This is a genomic window from Burkholderia sp. AU33545, assembly GCF_020419685.1.
In the GTDB taxonomy this organism is placed as follows: domain Bacteria; phylum Pseudomonadota; class Gammaproteobacteria; order Burkholderiales; family Burkholderiaceae; genus Burkholderia; species Burkholderia diffusa.
In genome coordinates this window covers 13,975-26,729 of the sequence record NZ_JAIZRQ010000001.1, presented here as the reverse complement: position 1 = coordinate 26,729, position 12,755 = coordinate 13,975, and the positions used below count along the sequence as shown (strand labels likewise).

Here is a 12,755-nt window from a genome sequence, read left to right as displayed (position 1 = left end):
TCGCTTTTTTTATCGCGGGTGCCGAACGCCGATCAGGCGAAGGCCGTCTGCGTGTCGAACGCGAAGCCGCTCGGCGCGGCTTGAGGATCGTCGAACGTGACGATCTCGTATGCGTCCTCGTGCGCGAGCAGTTCGCGCAGCAGCGCGTTGTTCAGCCCGTGACCCGACTTGTATGCGGTGTACGACGCCAGCAGCGGATGGCCGACCACGTACAGGTCGCCGATCGCGTCGAGCATCTTGTGCTTCACGAACTCGTCGTCGTAGCGCAGCCCGTCGTTGTTCAGGATCCGGTATTCGTCGAGCACGATCGCGTTGTCCATGCTGCCGCCGCGTGCGAGACCCAGCTCGCGCATCATTTCGACTTCATGGGCAAAACCGAACGTGCGCGCACGCGCGATCTCGCGTACGTACGACGTGTTCGCGAAGTCGACCTCGAGTTCCTGGCCGGTCTTGTCGACGGCCGGGTGACGGAAGTCGATCGTGAACTTCAGCTTGAAGCCGAAATACGGATCGAGACGCGCAAACTTGTCGCCGTCACGGATTTCGACCGGCTTCTTCACCTTGATGAAGCGCTTCGGCGCGTTCTGCTCCTCGATGCCCGCGGACTGGATCAGGAACACGAAGGACGCGGCGCTGCCGTCCATGATCGGGATTTCCTCGGCCGTCACGTCCACATAGAGGTTGTCGATGCCGAGGCCGGCACACGCCGACATCAGGTGCTCGACGGTCGACACGCGCGCACCATCCTTCTGCAGCACCGACGCGAGCCGCGTGTCGCCGATCGACATCGCGGATGCCGGGATGTCGACAGGCGTGGGCAGGTCGACGCGCGAGAAAACGATCCCCGTGCCCGGCGCCGCCGGGCGAAGCGTCAGTTCGACCTTGCGGCCCGAGTGGAGACCGATGCCCACGGTCTTCACGATCGATTTGATGGTGCGCTGCTTCAGCATGATGTTCTTCATCTTGATTGAGATTATCAATCAGGAGTTATATTCGATAGGTGGGATTATAGCGTAATTCCCTATTCAACGCTGTTTGAAACTGCGTATCAATCTGTTTCGACTGTTTACCCGCGCCGATACGGGACGGGCCGATGCCCGGAACGGAGGCGTTTCCGGTCATCGGCCCGTGTTACAACTGCCCTGAGGCCGGTGCGCAGCGTTGCCCGCAGGCAACGGCGCACCGCACGATCAGGACATCAACGTCGCGAGCACGCTCGCCGCATCGCTCACTTCGAACTTGCCCGGCGCTTCGACGGCCAGCGTCTTGACCACACCGTCGTCGACCACCATCGCGTAGCGCAGGGAACGGATTCCCATGCCACGCGCGGACAAATCCTGCGTCAGCCCCAGCGCATGAGTGAAAGCAGCGCTGCCGTCCGCCATCATGCGCACCTTGCCCGCGGTGTGCAGATCACGTCCCCATGCGCCCATCACGAATGCGTCGTTGACGGACACGCACCAGAGCTCGTCGATGCCCGCCGAGCGCAGTTGCTCGGCGTGCTCGACATAGCCCGGCACATGCTGCGCCGAACAGGTCGGCGTGAACGCGCCCGGCAATCCGAAGATCACCACCCGCTTTCCCGCAACCTGATCGCGCACGCTGAAGGCATTCGGCCCCAGCGTGCAGCCTTCGCGCGCGTCGTCGATGAATTCGAACAGTTGCGCGTCGGGCAGCGCGTCGCCCACTTGAATCATGGCTGGTCCCTCATAGCGATACGGTTTTTCGGCGTATTGCGGACAGCACGTCCCATCCCGCTCCGCTCATGCGAAGAGGGCACGTTTCCCGGCCCGGCGTCGCATCCGACGCGGCCTGTCGTGGTCCGTGGCATCCGTCACGCCGGCGTTACCGCGGCAATCTCATCGATTGCGCCGCGGCTTCGCCTGTGTGTGCTTCGTCAGTCAGCCTGCTTGCGCAGGAAAGCCGGGATGTCGTACGTGTCGACACCCTTCTCCTGCAGCGCCTGCACGTGCGATGCCGCGGTTTCGCGCGAGTTGCGCCACACCGCCGGCGTATCGAGCGCGCCGTAGTCGGCCGTGCTGACGTGTTGCGGCTGCGCATAGCCGTGCGAGATCGCGCTGACCGGCTGGTTGTCGGTACCCGTGCGCAGCAGCGTCATCGGAGCCGATTGCTGCTTCTTCGCCGCACGGCCCAGACCCGTCGCCACGACCGTCACGCGCAGTGCATCGCCCATTGCGTCGTCGTACACCGCACCGAAGATCACCGTGGCGTCTTCCGCCGCGTAGCTCTTGATCGTGTTCATCACTTCGCGCGTTTCCGACAGGCGCAGCGAACGGCTCGACGTGATGTTGACCAGCACGCCGCGCGCGCCCGACAGATCGACGCCTTCGAGCAGCGGGCTCGCCACGGCCTGTTCCGCCGCGAGGCGTGCGCGATCGACGCCGGCGACCGTCGCCGTGCCCATCATCGCCTTGCCCTGCTCGCCCATCACCGTCTTCACGTCTTCGAAGTCGACGTTCACGAGGCCATCGACATTGATGATTTCAGCGATGCCTGCGACCGCGTTGTTCAACACGTCGTCCGCGCACTGGAAGCACTTGTCCATCTCGGCGTCATCGCCCATCACGTCGAACAGCTTGTCGTTCAGGACGACGATCAGCGAGTCGACGTGATCCTCCAGTTGCTGCGAGCCTGCTTCGGCGACGCGCATGCGCTTGCCGCCCTCGAATTCGAACGGCTTGCTGACGACACCCACCGTCAGGATGCCCATCTCCTTCGCGATCTGCGCGACCACCGGCGCCGCGCCCGTGCCCGTACCGCCACCCATGCCGGCCGTGATGAACACCATGTGCGCGCCACGCAGCGCGTCGGCGATGCGCTCACGCGCCTCTTCCGCTGCCGCCTTGCCCATTTCCGGCTTCGCGCCGGCGCCGAGGCCGGTGTTGCCGAGCTGGATCACGGACGGTGCGCGCGCGCGCGACAGCGCCTGTGCGTCGGTGTTCATCACGATGAAGTCGACGCCCTGCACGCCACGGTTGATCATGTGCTGAACGGCATTGCCGCCAGCGCCGCCAACGCCGACCACCTTGATGATGGTGCCGTTGGTTTCGGTTTCCAGCATTTCGAATTCCATTGTTGCCTCCGTCAAGAGAATAAAACTACTCGGCCGTTATTCGGCAGGAGATCGGGCAACCCCCTGTCGCGCGCCAGCCGCCGGCACCGGCGCGAATTTCGATTCGGTTCGTCCCCAAGAAAACGCCGGGCCACCCCGGGTTTTCTTGGCCCCCTCGGGGGGGCAGGCTCGGCATGCCGAGCCGTGGGGGTACTCAAAAATTGCTCAGGAACCATTCCTTCATCCGCGAGAAGATCTGCCCCGCGTTGCCGGACTGCACGGCGACCTTGCGACCGCGCATGCGCTGTGCGCTGCCTTCGACGAGCAGGCCCATCGCCGTCGAGTAGCGCGGATTGCGCACCACATCGGCGAGGCCGCCTGCGTATTCCGGCGCGCCGATGCGCACCGGTTTCAGGAAAATGTCTTCGCCGAGCTCGACCATGCCCGGCATCATCGAAGCCCCGCCGGTAATGACCACGCCGGAGCTCAGCAGTTCTTCGTAACCCGACTCGCGCACGACCTGCTGCACGAGCGAGAACAGTTCCTCGACGCGCGGCTCGATCACGGCCGCGAGCGCCTGGCGCGACAGCGTGCGCGGGCCGCGTTCGCCGAGGCCCGGCACTTCGACCATCTCGTCCGGATCGGCGAGCGCCTGCTTCGCGATCCCGTAGCCGACCTTGATGTCTTCCGCGTCCGGCGTCGGCGTGCGCAGCGCCATCGCGATGTCGCTCGTGATCTGGTCGCCGGCGATCGGAATCACCGCGGTATGGCGGATCGCGCCTTCGGCGAAGATCGCGATGTCGGTCGTGCCGCCGCCGATGTCGACCAGCACCACGCCGAGATCCTTCTCGTCTTCCGTCAGCACGGCCAGCGACGACGCGAGCGGCTGCAGGATCAGGTCGTTCACTTCCAGCCCGCAGCGGCGCACGCACTTGACGATGTTCTGCGCGGCACTGACCGCGCCCGTCACGATGTGCACCTTCACCTCGAGGCGGATGCCGCTCATCCCGATCGGCTCGCGCACGTCTTCCTGCCCGTCGATGATGAATTCCTGCGTGAGGATGTGCAGCACCTGCTGGTCGGTCGGGATGTTGATCGCCTTCGCGGTCTCGATCACGCGCGCGACGTCGGTCTGCGTGACTTCCTTGTCCTTGATCGCGACCATCCCGCTCGAGTTGAAGCTGCGGATGTGGCTGCCGGCAATCCCCGTGAACACGTTGGTGATCTTGCAATCGGCCATCAGCTCGGCTTCCTCGAGCGCGCGCTGGATCGACTGCACGGTGGCCTCGATATTGACCACCACGCCCTTCTTCAGACCCTTCGATTCGCTCTGGCCGAGGCCGATCACCTCGTAATGGCCTTCGCCCTTCAGCTCGGCGACGATGGCCACCACCTTCGACGTGCCGATGTCGAGGGAAACCAGCAGATCCTTGTAGTCTTTGCTCATAAAGTGCTCTTGCGTGTGATCTCTCGTTACTTCTTGCGCTTGTCGGTATCGGTCAGGAACCGCATGCCTGCCGCACGAATCGCGAATCCGTTCGGATAACGCAGGTCCGCATACTCGATGTCGTTGCCCCAACGCTCCGTGACGGCCGGCCACGCGGCGACGAGGCGCTGGCTCCGGTCATGCAGGGTCTCGCTGGTGCGCTCCTTGCCCAGTTCGACCTGCATGCCGTTCGACAGCTTCACCGTCCACGCGTAGCGCGCCGACAGCGTCACTTCTTCCGGCGCCGCCTTCAGCGGCGCAAACCAGTTCGTGAAGTCGCGATACCGCGTGACGACTTCCTTCGCACTACCCTCCGGGCCGTCGAACGCCGGCAGTTCCTGATCCAGTTCGCCCTGGTTCGCGGTGAACAGCTCGCCGTCGACGCTCACGAGCTGCGCGCTGCCCCAGGTCCCGAGCGGTTTGTACTCCTCGAGCGTGACAGCCAGCGCATTCGGCCACACCCGGCGCACGCTCGCGTGGCGCACCCACGGCATCTGCTCGAACGCGGCACGCGCCGTATCGAGATCGACCGTGAAGAAATTGCCCTTCAGCCGGCCGACCACGCCCGCACGCACCGTCGGCGTGTTGATGTGCTCGGTGTCGCCGTCGATCCGGATTTCGCGCAGCGCGAACGTCGGACGCTGGATCAGCCAGTAGCAGCCGGCCGCCGCCAACACGAGCAGCAACAGCGCGTACAGCGCGCTGGCGGCAAGGTTGAGTTGGCGAACGTTGTTCCACATACGTCGTTCCGTTCCTGCGTCAGTCGTTGAGCGTAAGCGACAGCACCTTCACGACCAGCTCCGAATAGCTGATGCCGATCGACCGCGCGGCCTTCGGCGGCAGCGAGTGGTCGGTCATTCCGGGGGCCGTGTTCACTTCCAGGAAATACGCGTTGCCGGCGGCATCGAGCATGAAGTCCGCCCGCCCCCAGTCGGTGCAGCCGAGCACGTCGAATGCGCGGCGCGCGATGCGCTTCAGTTCCGCTTCCTGTTCCGCCGGCAGCCCGCACGGAATCAGGTACTGCGTATCGTCGGCGACATACTTCGCGTGGTAGTCGTAGAACTCGCCGGCCGGCACGATCTTGATCAGCGGCAAGTCGAGATCGCCGGCGATGCACGCGGTGTATTCACCGCCGCCTTCGATGCTCTTCTCGACGATCACGATCTTGTCGTGCGCCGCGGCTTCCGACAGTGCGGCGGGCAACGCGTCGGCCGTCTTCACCTTCAGCACCGCGACGCTCGAGCCTTCGCTCGCCGGCTTCACGAACAGCGGCAGGCCGAGCTTCGCGACGATGTCCGCCGCACGGGCCGCGTAATCGTCGCCGCGCATCACCGTCTCGAACGGCGGCGTCGGCACGCCCGTCTGTTGCCACACGAGCTTCGTGCGGAACTTGTCGAGGCCGAGCGCCGAGCCGAGCACGCCGCTGCCCGTGTAGCGGATACCGTAGAAATCGAGCGCGCCCTGGATCTGGCCGTTCTCGCCGTAGCCACCATGCAGCGCGTTGAACGCGCGCACGAAGCCTTCGTCCTTCAGCGCCGACAGCGGCCGCTCGGCCGGGTCGAACGGATGCGCGTCGACGCCCGCGTCACGCAGGCCCTGCAGCACGAGACGGCCCGAGGTGAGCGACACCTCGCGCTCGGCGGATTCGCCACCGAACAACACCGCCACCTTGCCGAAACGTTTCGGATCGATCCCGCTCATGTCATGCCTTCTGTTGTGTGTGTTGCACGAGCTTCGCCGGCACGCCGCCGATCGAACCCGCGCCCATCGTGATCACCACGTCGCCGTTCTGCGCGACCCTGGCCAGTGCGTCCGGCACGTCGTCGACCGTCGCGACGAACACCGGGTCAACCTTGCCCACCGCGCGCAGCGCACGCGACAGCGCGTCGCCGTTGGCCGTCGCGATCGCCGCTTCGCCCGCGGCATAGACTTCCGTCAGCACCAGCGCGTCGACCGTCGACAGCACATTGACGAAGTCGTCGAAACAGTCGCGCGTGCGCGTGTAGCGGTGCGGCTGGAACGCCAGCACGAGGCGGCGGCCCGGGAACGCGCCGCGCGCGGCCGCGATCGTCGCGGCCATCTCGACGGGGTGGTGGCCGTAGTCGTCGATCAGCGTGTAATGGCCGCCGTCCGCGCTCGGCACCTCGCCGTAGCGCTGGAAGCGTCGGCCGACGCCGTTGAATTCCTCCAGCGCCAGCTGGATCGCGTCGTCCGCCACGCCGAGATCGGTCGCGATCGCGATCGCCGCGAGCGCGTTCTGCACGTTGTGCAGGCCCGGCATGTTCAGCACCACCGCGAGCGGCGCGCGCCCTTCGCGAATCACCGTGAAATGCATCCGGCCGTCGCGCGCATCGATGTCTTCCGCGCGCACCTGCGCGTCGGGCGACAGCCCGTAGCGCACGACCGGCTTCGAGATGAACGGGATGATCTGCCGCACGTTCGGATCGTCGACGCACACCACCGCGCTGCCGTAGAACGGCAGGCGTTGCGTGAATTCGATGAACGCCTGCTTGAGCCGCGCGAAATCGTGGCCGTAGGTGTCCATGTGATCGGCGTCGATGTTCGTGATGACTTCGATCACCGGATACAGGTTCAGGAACGACGCGTCCGACTCGTCAGCCTCGGCGACGATGAAGTCGCCCGTGCCGAGCCGCGCGTTCGCGCCGGCGCTGATCAGCCGGCCGCCGATCACGAAAGTCGGGTCCAGCCCGCCCGCCGCGAGTACGCTCGCGACGAGGCTCGTCGTCGTGGTCTTGCCGTGCGTGCCGGCGATCGCGATCCCCTGCTTCAGGCGCATGAGTTCCGCGAGCATCACCGCGCGCTGCACGATCGGCACGCCCTGGTGGCGCGCGGCCAGCACTTCGGGGTTGTCCGAGCGCACGGCCGTCGACACGACGACCGCGTTCGCGCCCTCGATGTTCGCCGCGTCGTGCCCGATCGCGATCCGCGCGCCGAGCGCCGCGAGACGGTCGGTCACCGCGTTGCGCGACAGGTCGGAGCCGCTGACCTCGTAGCCGAGGTTGACGAGCACTTCGGCGATGCCGCTCATGCCCGCGCCGCCGATCCCGACGAAATGAATGTGTTTGACGATGTGTTTCATTGCAATTGTTCCAGGTTCGCGCCGGCCACCTTCGCGCAGACGCGCGCGACTTCGTCGGTGGCCTCGGGCTTCGCCAGCGAGCGCGAACGCTCCGCCATGTCCGCGAGCGACGCCCGCGACTGGCCGCGCAGCCAGTCGGCAAGCAGTTCCGCCGACAGGTCGCGTTGTTGCACCAGCACCGCCGCGCCCGCATCGGCGAGGAACGCGGCGTTGGTCGTCTGGTGGTCGTCGACCGCGTACGGGAACGGCACGAACAGCGCCGCCACGCCCACCGCCGCGATTTCCGATACCGTCATCGCGCCGGAGCGGCAGATCACGAGATCCGCCGCCGCGTACGCGGTCGCCATGTCGTCGATGAACGGCACGAGCCGCACGTCGTCGCCGCCGGCAAATCCGGCCGCTTCGTAATTCGCCTTCAGCGCCTCGATGTGCTTCGCGCCGGCCTGGTGCACGATGCGCGGGCGCTCGCCCGGCGCCAGCAGCGCCAGCGCGCGCGGCACGACTTCGTTCAGTGCGGCGGCGCCGAGACTGCCGCCGACGACCAGCACGTTCAGCGGACCGCTGCGCGACGCATAGCGTGCTTTGGGCGTTTCCGTGCGCGCAAGTTCCGCGCGAATCGGGTTGCCGGTCCATTCCGCGTGCGGCAGTGCGCCGGGGAACGCGACGAGCACGCGTTTCGCGAATTTCGCGAGCACCTTGTTCGCCAGACCGGCGATCGAATTCTGTTCGTGCAGCACGAGCGGGCGGCCCGACAGCGCGGTCATCACGCCCGCCGGGAACGTGATGTAGCCGCCCATCCCGAGCACGACGTCCGGCCGCACGCGGCGCAGCGCGCCGAGACTCTGCCAGCATGCGCGCAGCAGGTTGAACGGCAGCGTCAGCTTGGTCTTCAGGCCCTTGCCGCGCAGTCCGCCGAAGCGCACGTATTCCATCGGAATGCCGTGCTTCGGCACGAGCGTCGCTTCCATCCCGGCCGGATTGCCGAGCCATACGACGCGCCAGCCCGCCGCTTCCATCCGGTGCGCGACGGCGAGCCCCGGGAACACGTGGCCCCCGGTGCCGCCTGCCATCACCATCAGCGTGCGTCGCGACGCGGTCATACCTTCCCTCCCCGCATCAGTACGCGATTTTCATAGTCGACCCGCAACAGCACCGCAAGCGCGACACAATTCAGCAGGATGCCCGAGCCGCCGTAGCTCACGAGCGGCAGCGTCAGGCCCTTGGTCGGCAGCAGGCCGAGGTTCACGCCCATGTTGATGAACGTCTGCGCGCCGAACCAGATGCCGATGCCCTTCGCCATCAGGCCCGCGAACGTGCGGTCGAGCGCGAGCGCCTGACGGCCGATCTCGAACGCGCGGCGCACGATCCAGTAGAACAGCAGGATCACGACCAGCACGCCAACGAAGCCGAGTTCCTCGCCGATCACCGCGAGGATGAAGTCGGTATGCGCTTCGGGCAGGTAGTTCAGCTTCTCGACGCTGCCGCCGAGGCCGACGCCGAACCACTCGCCGCGGCCGAATGCGATCAGCGAGTGCGTGAGCTGGTATGCCTTGCCCTGCGCATAGCGCTCGTCCCACGGATCGAGGTAGGCGAAGATCCGCTCGCGACGCCACGGTGACAGCCATACGAGCATCGTGAAGGTGCCGACCGCCGTCGCTACCAGGCCGCCGAACAGCTTGCCGTTCACGCCGCCGAGAAACAGCACGCCCATCGCGATCGCGGCGACCACCATGAACGCGCCCATGTCCGGCTCGAGCAGCAGCAGCGCGCCGACGAGACCGACCGCGAACGCCATCGGCAGGAAGCCCTTCGCGAAGCTCTGCATGTACTCCTGCTTGCGCACCGTGTAGTTCGCCGCGTAGATCGTCACCGCGAGCTTCATGATTTCCGATGGCTGCATGTTCGTGATGCCGAGCGGAATCCAGCGGCGCGCACCGTTCACACCCTTGCCTACGTGCGGGATCAGCACGATCACGAGGCCGACCAGTGCGATCAGGAAGAGATGCGGCGCGTATTTGTCCCAGGTCGACACGGGCACGCGGAACGCGATCACCGCCGCGATGAACGCGACGACGAGCGACACGCAGTGGCGCATCAGGAACGCGTAGTCGTGATACGACGCGTATTTCGGCGAATCGGGCATCGCGATCGACGCCGAATACACCATCACGACGCCGAGCCCGAGCAGCGCGATCGCGACCCACAGCAGCGAGTAGTCGAAGTCGAGCATGCGCGAGCGGCTCGGCCGAACGCCGTTCACGACGCTCGCGAGGCCGCCGGTCGCGGCGCGCGTGGCCGACGCGACGCGGCCGCCGGCGGCATTGCCGCCGGCGTCGCGCCGGTCGTTGAAACGGGACACGAGGCGATCGGACCAGCTCATGGCGTCGCTCCTTTGTCGATGGCGATTTCATCCACCGCCGCGCGGAACACGTCCGCGCGATGGGCGTAGTTCCTGAACATGTCGAGGCTCGCGCACGCGGGCGACAGCAGCACCGCATCGCCCGGCTCGGCAAGATCGGCGGCGGCACGCACCGCGCCTTCGAGCGTCGCGTGGTCGGCGAGCGGCACACCGGTTTCGGCGAGCGTGTCGCGAATCGCCGGCGCGTCGCGGCCGATCAGCATCACGGCACGGCACCAGCGCGCGACCGGCGCAACCAGCGGCGCGAAATCCTGGCCCTTGCCGTCGCCACCGGCGATCAGCACGATCTTCTGCGCGAGCCCGTCGAGCGCGGCCACCGTCGCGCCGACGTTCGTTCCCTTGCTGTCGTCGACGTAGTCCACGTCGTCGATCGTCGCGATCACTTCGACGCGATGCGCCTCGCCGCGATACTCGCGCAGCGCGTGCAGCAGCGGCGCGGCCGGCAGGTCGATCGCGCGTGCAAGCGCGAACGCGGCCAGCGCGTTCGCCGCGTTGTGCAGCCCGCGGATGCGCAGCGCGTCAGCCGGCATCAAGCGCTTCTGCGCGATGTCGGGCGTATGCGCGGCGTCGCGCTTGCGGCGACGGCTCGTCGTCTCGTCCGGCGCGTCGCGGTCGACCGCTTCGACCAGCCACGCAATGCCGTTGTCGCGCGACAGGCCGTAGTCGCCGTCCTGCGTCGGTTCGTTCAGGCCGAACGTGACCGTGCGCGCCGCATCGGCCGCGCCGGGGGCCGGTGCGAACTTCATCACGGCCGCATCGTCGCGATTGAGCACGCGCGTGGTCGTCGCGCCGAAGATCCGGCCCTTCGCGGCCGCATAGGCGTCGAAGCTGCCGTGCCAGTCGAGGTGATCCTGCGTGATGTTGAGGATCGCGGCCGCATCCGGCGCGAACGTGCGGGCCGTCTCGAGTTGGAAGCTCGACAGTTCGAGCACCCAGACGTCGGGCAGCGCCGTATCGTCGATCGCACCCGCGAGCCGGTCGAGCATCGCCGGGCTGATGTTGCCGGCGACGGCGACCTTCTTGCCCGAACGCTGGCACAGCAGGCCCGTGAGGCTCGTCGTCGTGGTCTTGCCGTTGGTGCCGGTGATCGCGAGCACCTTCGGCTGATAGCCGCTCGTGCCGAGCGCGCGCAGCGCCTGCGCGAAGAATTCGAGTTCGCCCCACACCGCGATCGCGCGCTCGTTCGCGGCCGCGATCAGCGCCGCCAGTGCCGGTTCGAGCGGCGACAGGCCGGGGCTCAGCCCGACGATCTCGACGCCGCCGTCGAGCAGCGCAGGCGTGAACGGGCCGCCGACGAACTCCGCATCGATGCCTTCGGCCTGCAGCGCGGCAAGGTTCGGCGGCGCCTCGCGGGTATCGGCAATACGCAGCCGGCACCCGTGCCTCGCGCACCATCGCGCGATCGCGAGACCCGATTCCCCGAGCCCCAGTACGAGCACCATCGGCCGCTGCCGATCTCCAAACATCTCGCCAGACATCCTTGTTACCTTTCCTTTACCGCAGCTTGAGGGTGGACAGACCGAACAGGCACAGCATCAGCGTGATGATCCAGAAACGCACCACCACCTGCGTTTCCTTCCAGCCGGACAATTCGAAATGGTGATGCAGCGGTGCCATCTTCAGCAGGCGCCGCCCTTCGCCGTAACGCTTCTTCGTGTACTTGAACCACGACACCTGCAGCATCACCGACAGTGTTTCCGCGACGAAGATGCCACCCATGATGAACAGCACGATTTCCTGGCGCACGATCACCGCGACCGTGCCGAGCGCGCCGCCGAGCGCCAGCGCGCCGACGTCGCCCATGAACACCTGCGCGGGGTGCGTGTTGTACCAGAGGAACGCGAGCCCTGCCCCGCCCATCGCGGAACAGAAGATCAGCAATTCACCGGCGCCCGGGATGTGCGGGAACAGCAGATATTTCGAATAGACCGAGCTGCCCATCACGTACGCGAACACACCGAGCGACGCGCCGACCAGCACGACCGGCATGATCACGAGACCGTCGAGGCCGTCGGTCAGGTTCACCGCATTGCTCGCGCCGACGATCACGAAGTAGGTCAGCACGATGAAGCCCCACACGCCCAGCGGGTAGCTGATCGACTTCAGGAACGGCAGCATCAGGTCGGCGCGCGCCGGCAGCCCCATCGACAGGCCGCTCCTCACCCATGCCATGAACAGGTCGAACACGCGGACGTTGTTCGCTTCGGACACGCTGAAGGCGAGGTAGACGGCTGCGAACAGCCCGATCACCGACTGCCAGAAATACTTCTCGCGCGACGACATCCCGCGCGGGTCCTTGTGGACGACCTTGCGGTAATCGTCGACCCAGCCGATCACGCCGAAACCGAACGTGACGAGCATCACGATCCAGATGAAACGGTTCGTCAGGTCGCCCCACAGCAGCGTCGCGACCGCGATGCCGATCAGGATCAGCACGCCGCCCATCGTCGGCGTGCCGGACTTGACCAGGTGCGTCTGCGGGCCGTCCTTGCGCACGGCCTGACCAACCTTCATTTGCGTCAGCTTGCGGATCACCCACGGTCCGCACACGAGCCCGATCCCCAGCGCGGTGATGGTGGCCATCACCGCACGGAACGTGAGGTACGTGAACAAGCGCAAAAAGCTTGCGTCTCCTTGCAGCCATTGCGCCAGCGCCAGCAGCATGCTTCCTTCCTTC

The 12,755-nt window shown here is 66.4% G+C and carries 11 protein-coding genes; all 11 read right to left on the bottom strand.

Translation table 11 applies throughout. The features are described 5' to 3' along the window. Positions 1-32: 32 nt before the first annotated feature. The 11 genes from lpxC to mraY all read right to left on the bottom strand — a co-directional run bounded on the left by lpxC (position 33) and on the right by mraY (position 12,742). Positions 33-950, bottom strand: coding sequence for a UDP-3-O-acyl-N-acetylglucosamine deacetylase (lpxC, locus tag LGM71_RS00115; protein ID WP_059506998.1), 918 nt, complete (start codon positions 948-950; stop codon positions 33-35). A gap of 240 nt (positions 951-1,190) precedes the next feature. Then, complete coding sequence (locus LGM71_RS00110) at positions 1,191-1,697, bottom strand: peroxiredoxin (RefSeq protein WP_124624707.1); 507 nt, start codon at positions 1,695-1,697, stop codon at positions 1,191-1,193. 200 nt (positions 1,698-1,897) lie between these two features. Then, entirely contained in the window at positions 1,898-3,094 is a 1,197-nt protein-coding gene (gene ftsZ, locus LGM71_RS00105) for a cell division protein FtsZ (RefSeq protein WP_059608169.1), read from the bottom strand. A gap of 193 nt (positions 3,095-3,287) precedes the next feature. Continuing rightward, positions 3,288-4,520 carry a cell division protein FtsA gene (gene ftsA / locus LGM71_RS00100; RefSeq protein ID WP_006752447.1) on the bottom strand — a complete coding sequence of 411 codons (1,233 nt, stop codon included), beginning with the start codon at positions 4,518-4,520 and terminating at the stop codon, positions 3,288-3,290. Positions 4,521-4,546: 26 nt separating this feature from the next. After that, the gene (locus LGM71_RS00095; RefSeq protein ID WP_057926855.1) at positions 4,547-5,299 is read right to left on the bottom strand and encodes a cell division protein FtsQ/DivIB; all 753 of its coding nucleotides are present in this window, start codon (positions 5,297-5,299) and stop codon (positions 4,547-4,549) included. A gap of 19 nt (positions 5,300-5,318) precedes the next feature. After that, a complete protein-coding gene (locus LGM71_RS00090) occupies positions 5,319-6,260 on the bottom strand; it encodes a D-alanine--D-alanine ligase (protein ID WP_059608168.1) in 942 nt (313 codons plus the stop codon). Position 6,261: 1 nt separating this feature from the next. Beyond that, a complete protein-coding gene (gene murC / locus LGM71_RS00085) occupies positions 6,262-7,659 on the bottom strand; it encodes a UDP-N-acetylmuramate--L-alanine ligase (protein ID WP_059608167.1) in 1,398 nt (465 codons plus the stop codon). After that, positions 7,656-8,759: an undecaprenyldiphospho-muramoylpentapeptide beta-N-acetylglucosaminyltransferase gene (gene murG / locus LGM71_RS00080; protein ID WP_059608166.1), complete on the bottom strand. Its 1,104-nt coding sequence runs from the start codon at positions 8,757-8,759 to the stop codon at positions 7,656-7,658. Before murG ends, murC begins: the two co-directional genes overlap by 4 nt. After that, positions 8,756-10,039 (bottom strand): putative lipid II flippase FtsW, encoded by a 1,284-nt coding sequence (ftsW, locus tag LGM71_RS00075; protein ID WP_059528582.1) that lies wholly within the window; start codon positions 10,037-10,039, stop codon positions 8,756-8,758. Before ftsW ends, murG begins: the two co-directional genes overlap by 4 nt. Further along, on the bottom strand, positions 10,036-11,544 hold the full coding sequence (murD, locus tag LGM71_RS00070; RefSeq protein ID WP_175815284.1) for a UDP-N-acetylmuramoyl-L-alanine--D-glutamate ligase: 1,509 nt from the start codon (positions 11,542-11,544) through the stop codon (positions 10,036-10,038). Before murD ends, ftsW begins: the two co-directional genes overlap by 4 nt. 28 nt (positions 11,545-11,572) lie before the next feature. Further along, positions 11,573-12,742, bottom strand: a complete 1,170-nt coding sequence (mraY, locus tag LGM71_RS00065; RefSeq protein ID WP_059681765.1) for a phospho-N-acetylmuramoyl-pentapeptide-transferase — start codon at positions 12,740-12,742, stop codon at positions 11,573-11,575. Between the last annotated feature and the right edge of the window lie 13 nt (positions 12,743-12,755).

Bases quoted from the DNA above. Each gene is read 5' to 3' on its own strand.
- lpxC (WP_059506998.1), bottom strand. From the start codon at position 950: ATGCTGAAGCAGCGCACCATCAAATCGATCGTGAAGACCGTGGGCATC.
- LGM71_RS00110 (WP_124624707.1), bottom strand. From the start codon at position 1,697: ATGATTCAAGTGGGCGACGCGCTGCCCGACGCGCAACTGTTCGAATTC.
- ftsZ (WP_059608169.1), bottom strand. From the start codon at position 3,094: ATGGAATTCGAAATGCTGGAAACCGAAACCAACGGCACCATCATCAAG.
- ftsA (WP_006752447.1), bottom strand. From the start codon at position 4,520: ATGAGCAAAGACTACAAGGATCTGCTGGTTTCCCTCGACATCGGCACG.
- LGM71_RS00095 (WP_057926855.1), bottom strand. From the start codon at position 5,299: ATGTGGAACAACGTTCGCCAACTCAACCTTGCCGCCAGCGCGCTGTAC.
- LGM71_RS00090 (WP_059608168.1), bottom strand. From the start codon at position 6,260: ATGAGCGGGATCGATCCGAAACGTTTCGGCAAGGTGGCGGTGTTGTTC.
- murC (WP_059608167.1), bottom strand. From the start codon at position 7,659: ATGAAACACATCGTCAAACACATTCATTTCGTCGGGATCGGCGGCGCG.
- murG (WP_059608166.1), bottom strand. From the start codon at position 8,759: ATGACCGCGTCGCGACGCACGCTGATGGTGATGGCAGGCGGCACCGGG.
- ftsW (WP_059528582.1), bottom strand. From the start codon at position 10,039: ATGAGCTGGTCCGATCGCCTCGTGTCCCGTTTCAACGACCGGCGCGAC.
- murD (WP_175815284.1), bottom strand. From the start codon at position 11,544: ATGTTTGGAGATCGGCAGCGGCCGATGGTGCTCGTACTGGGGCTCGGG.
- mraY (WP_059681765.1), bottom strand. From the start codon at position 12,742: ATGCTGCTGGCGCTGGCGCAATGGCTGCAAGGAGACGCAAGCTTTTTG.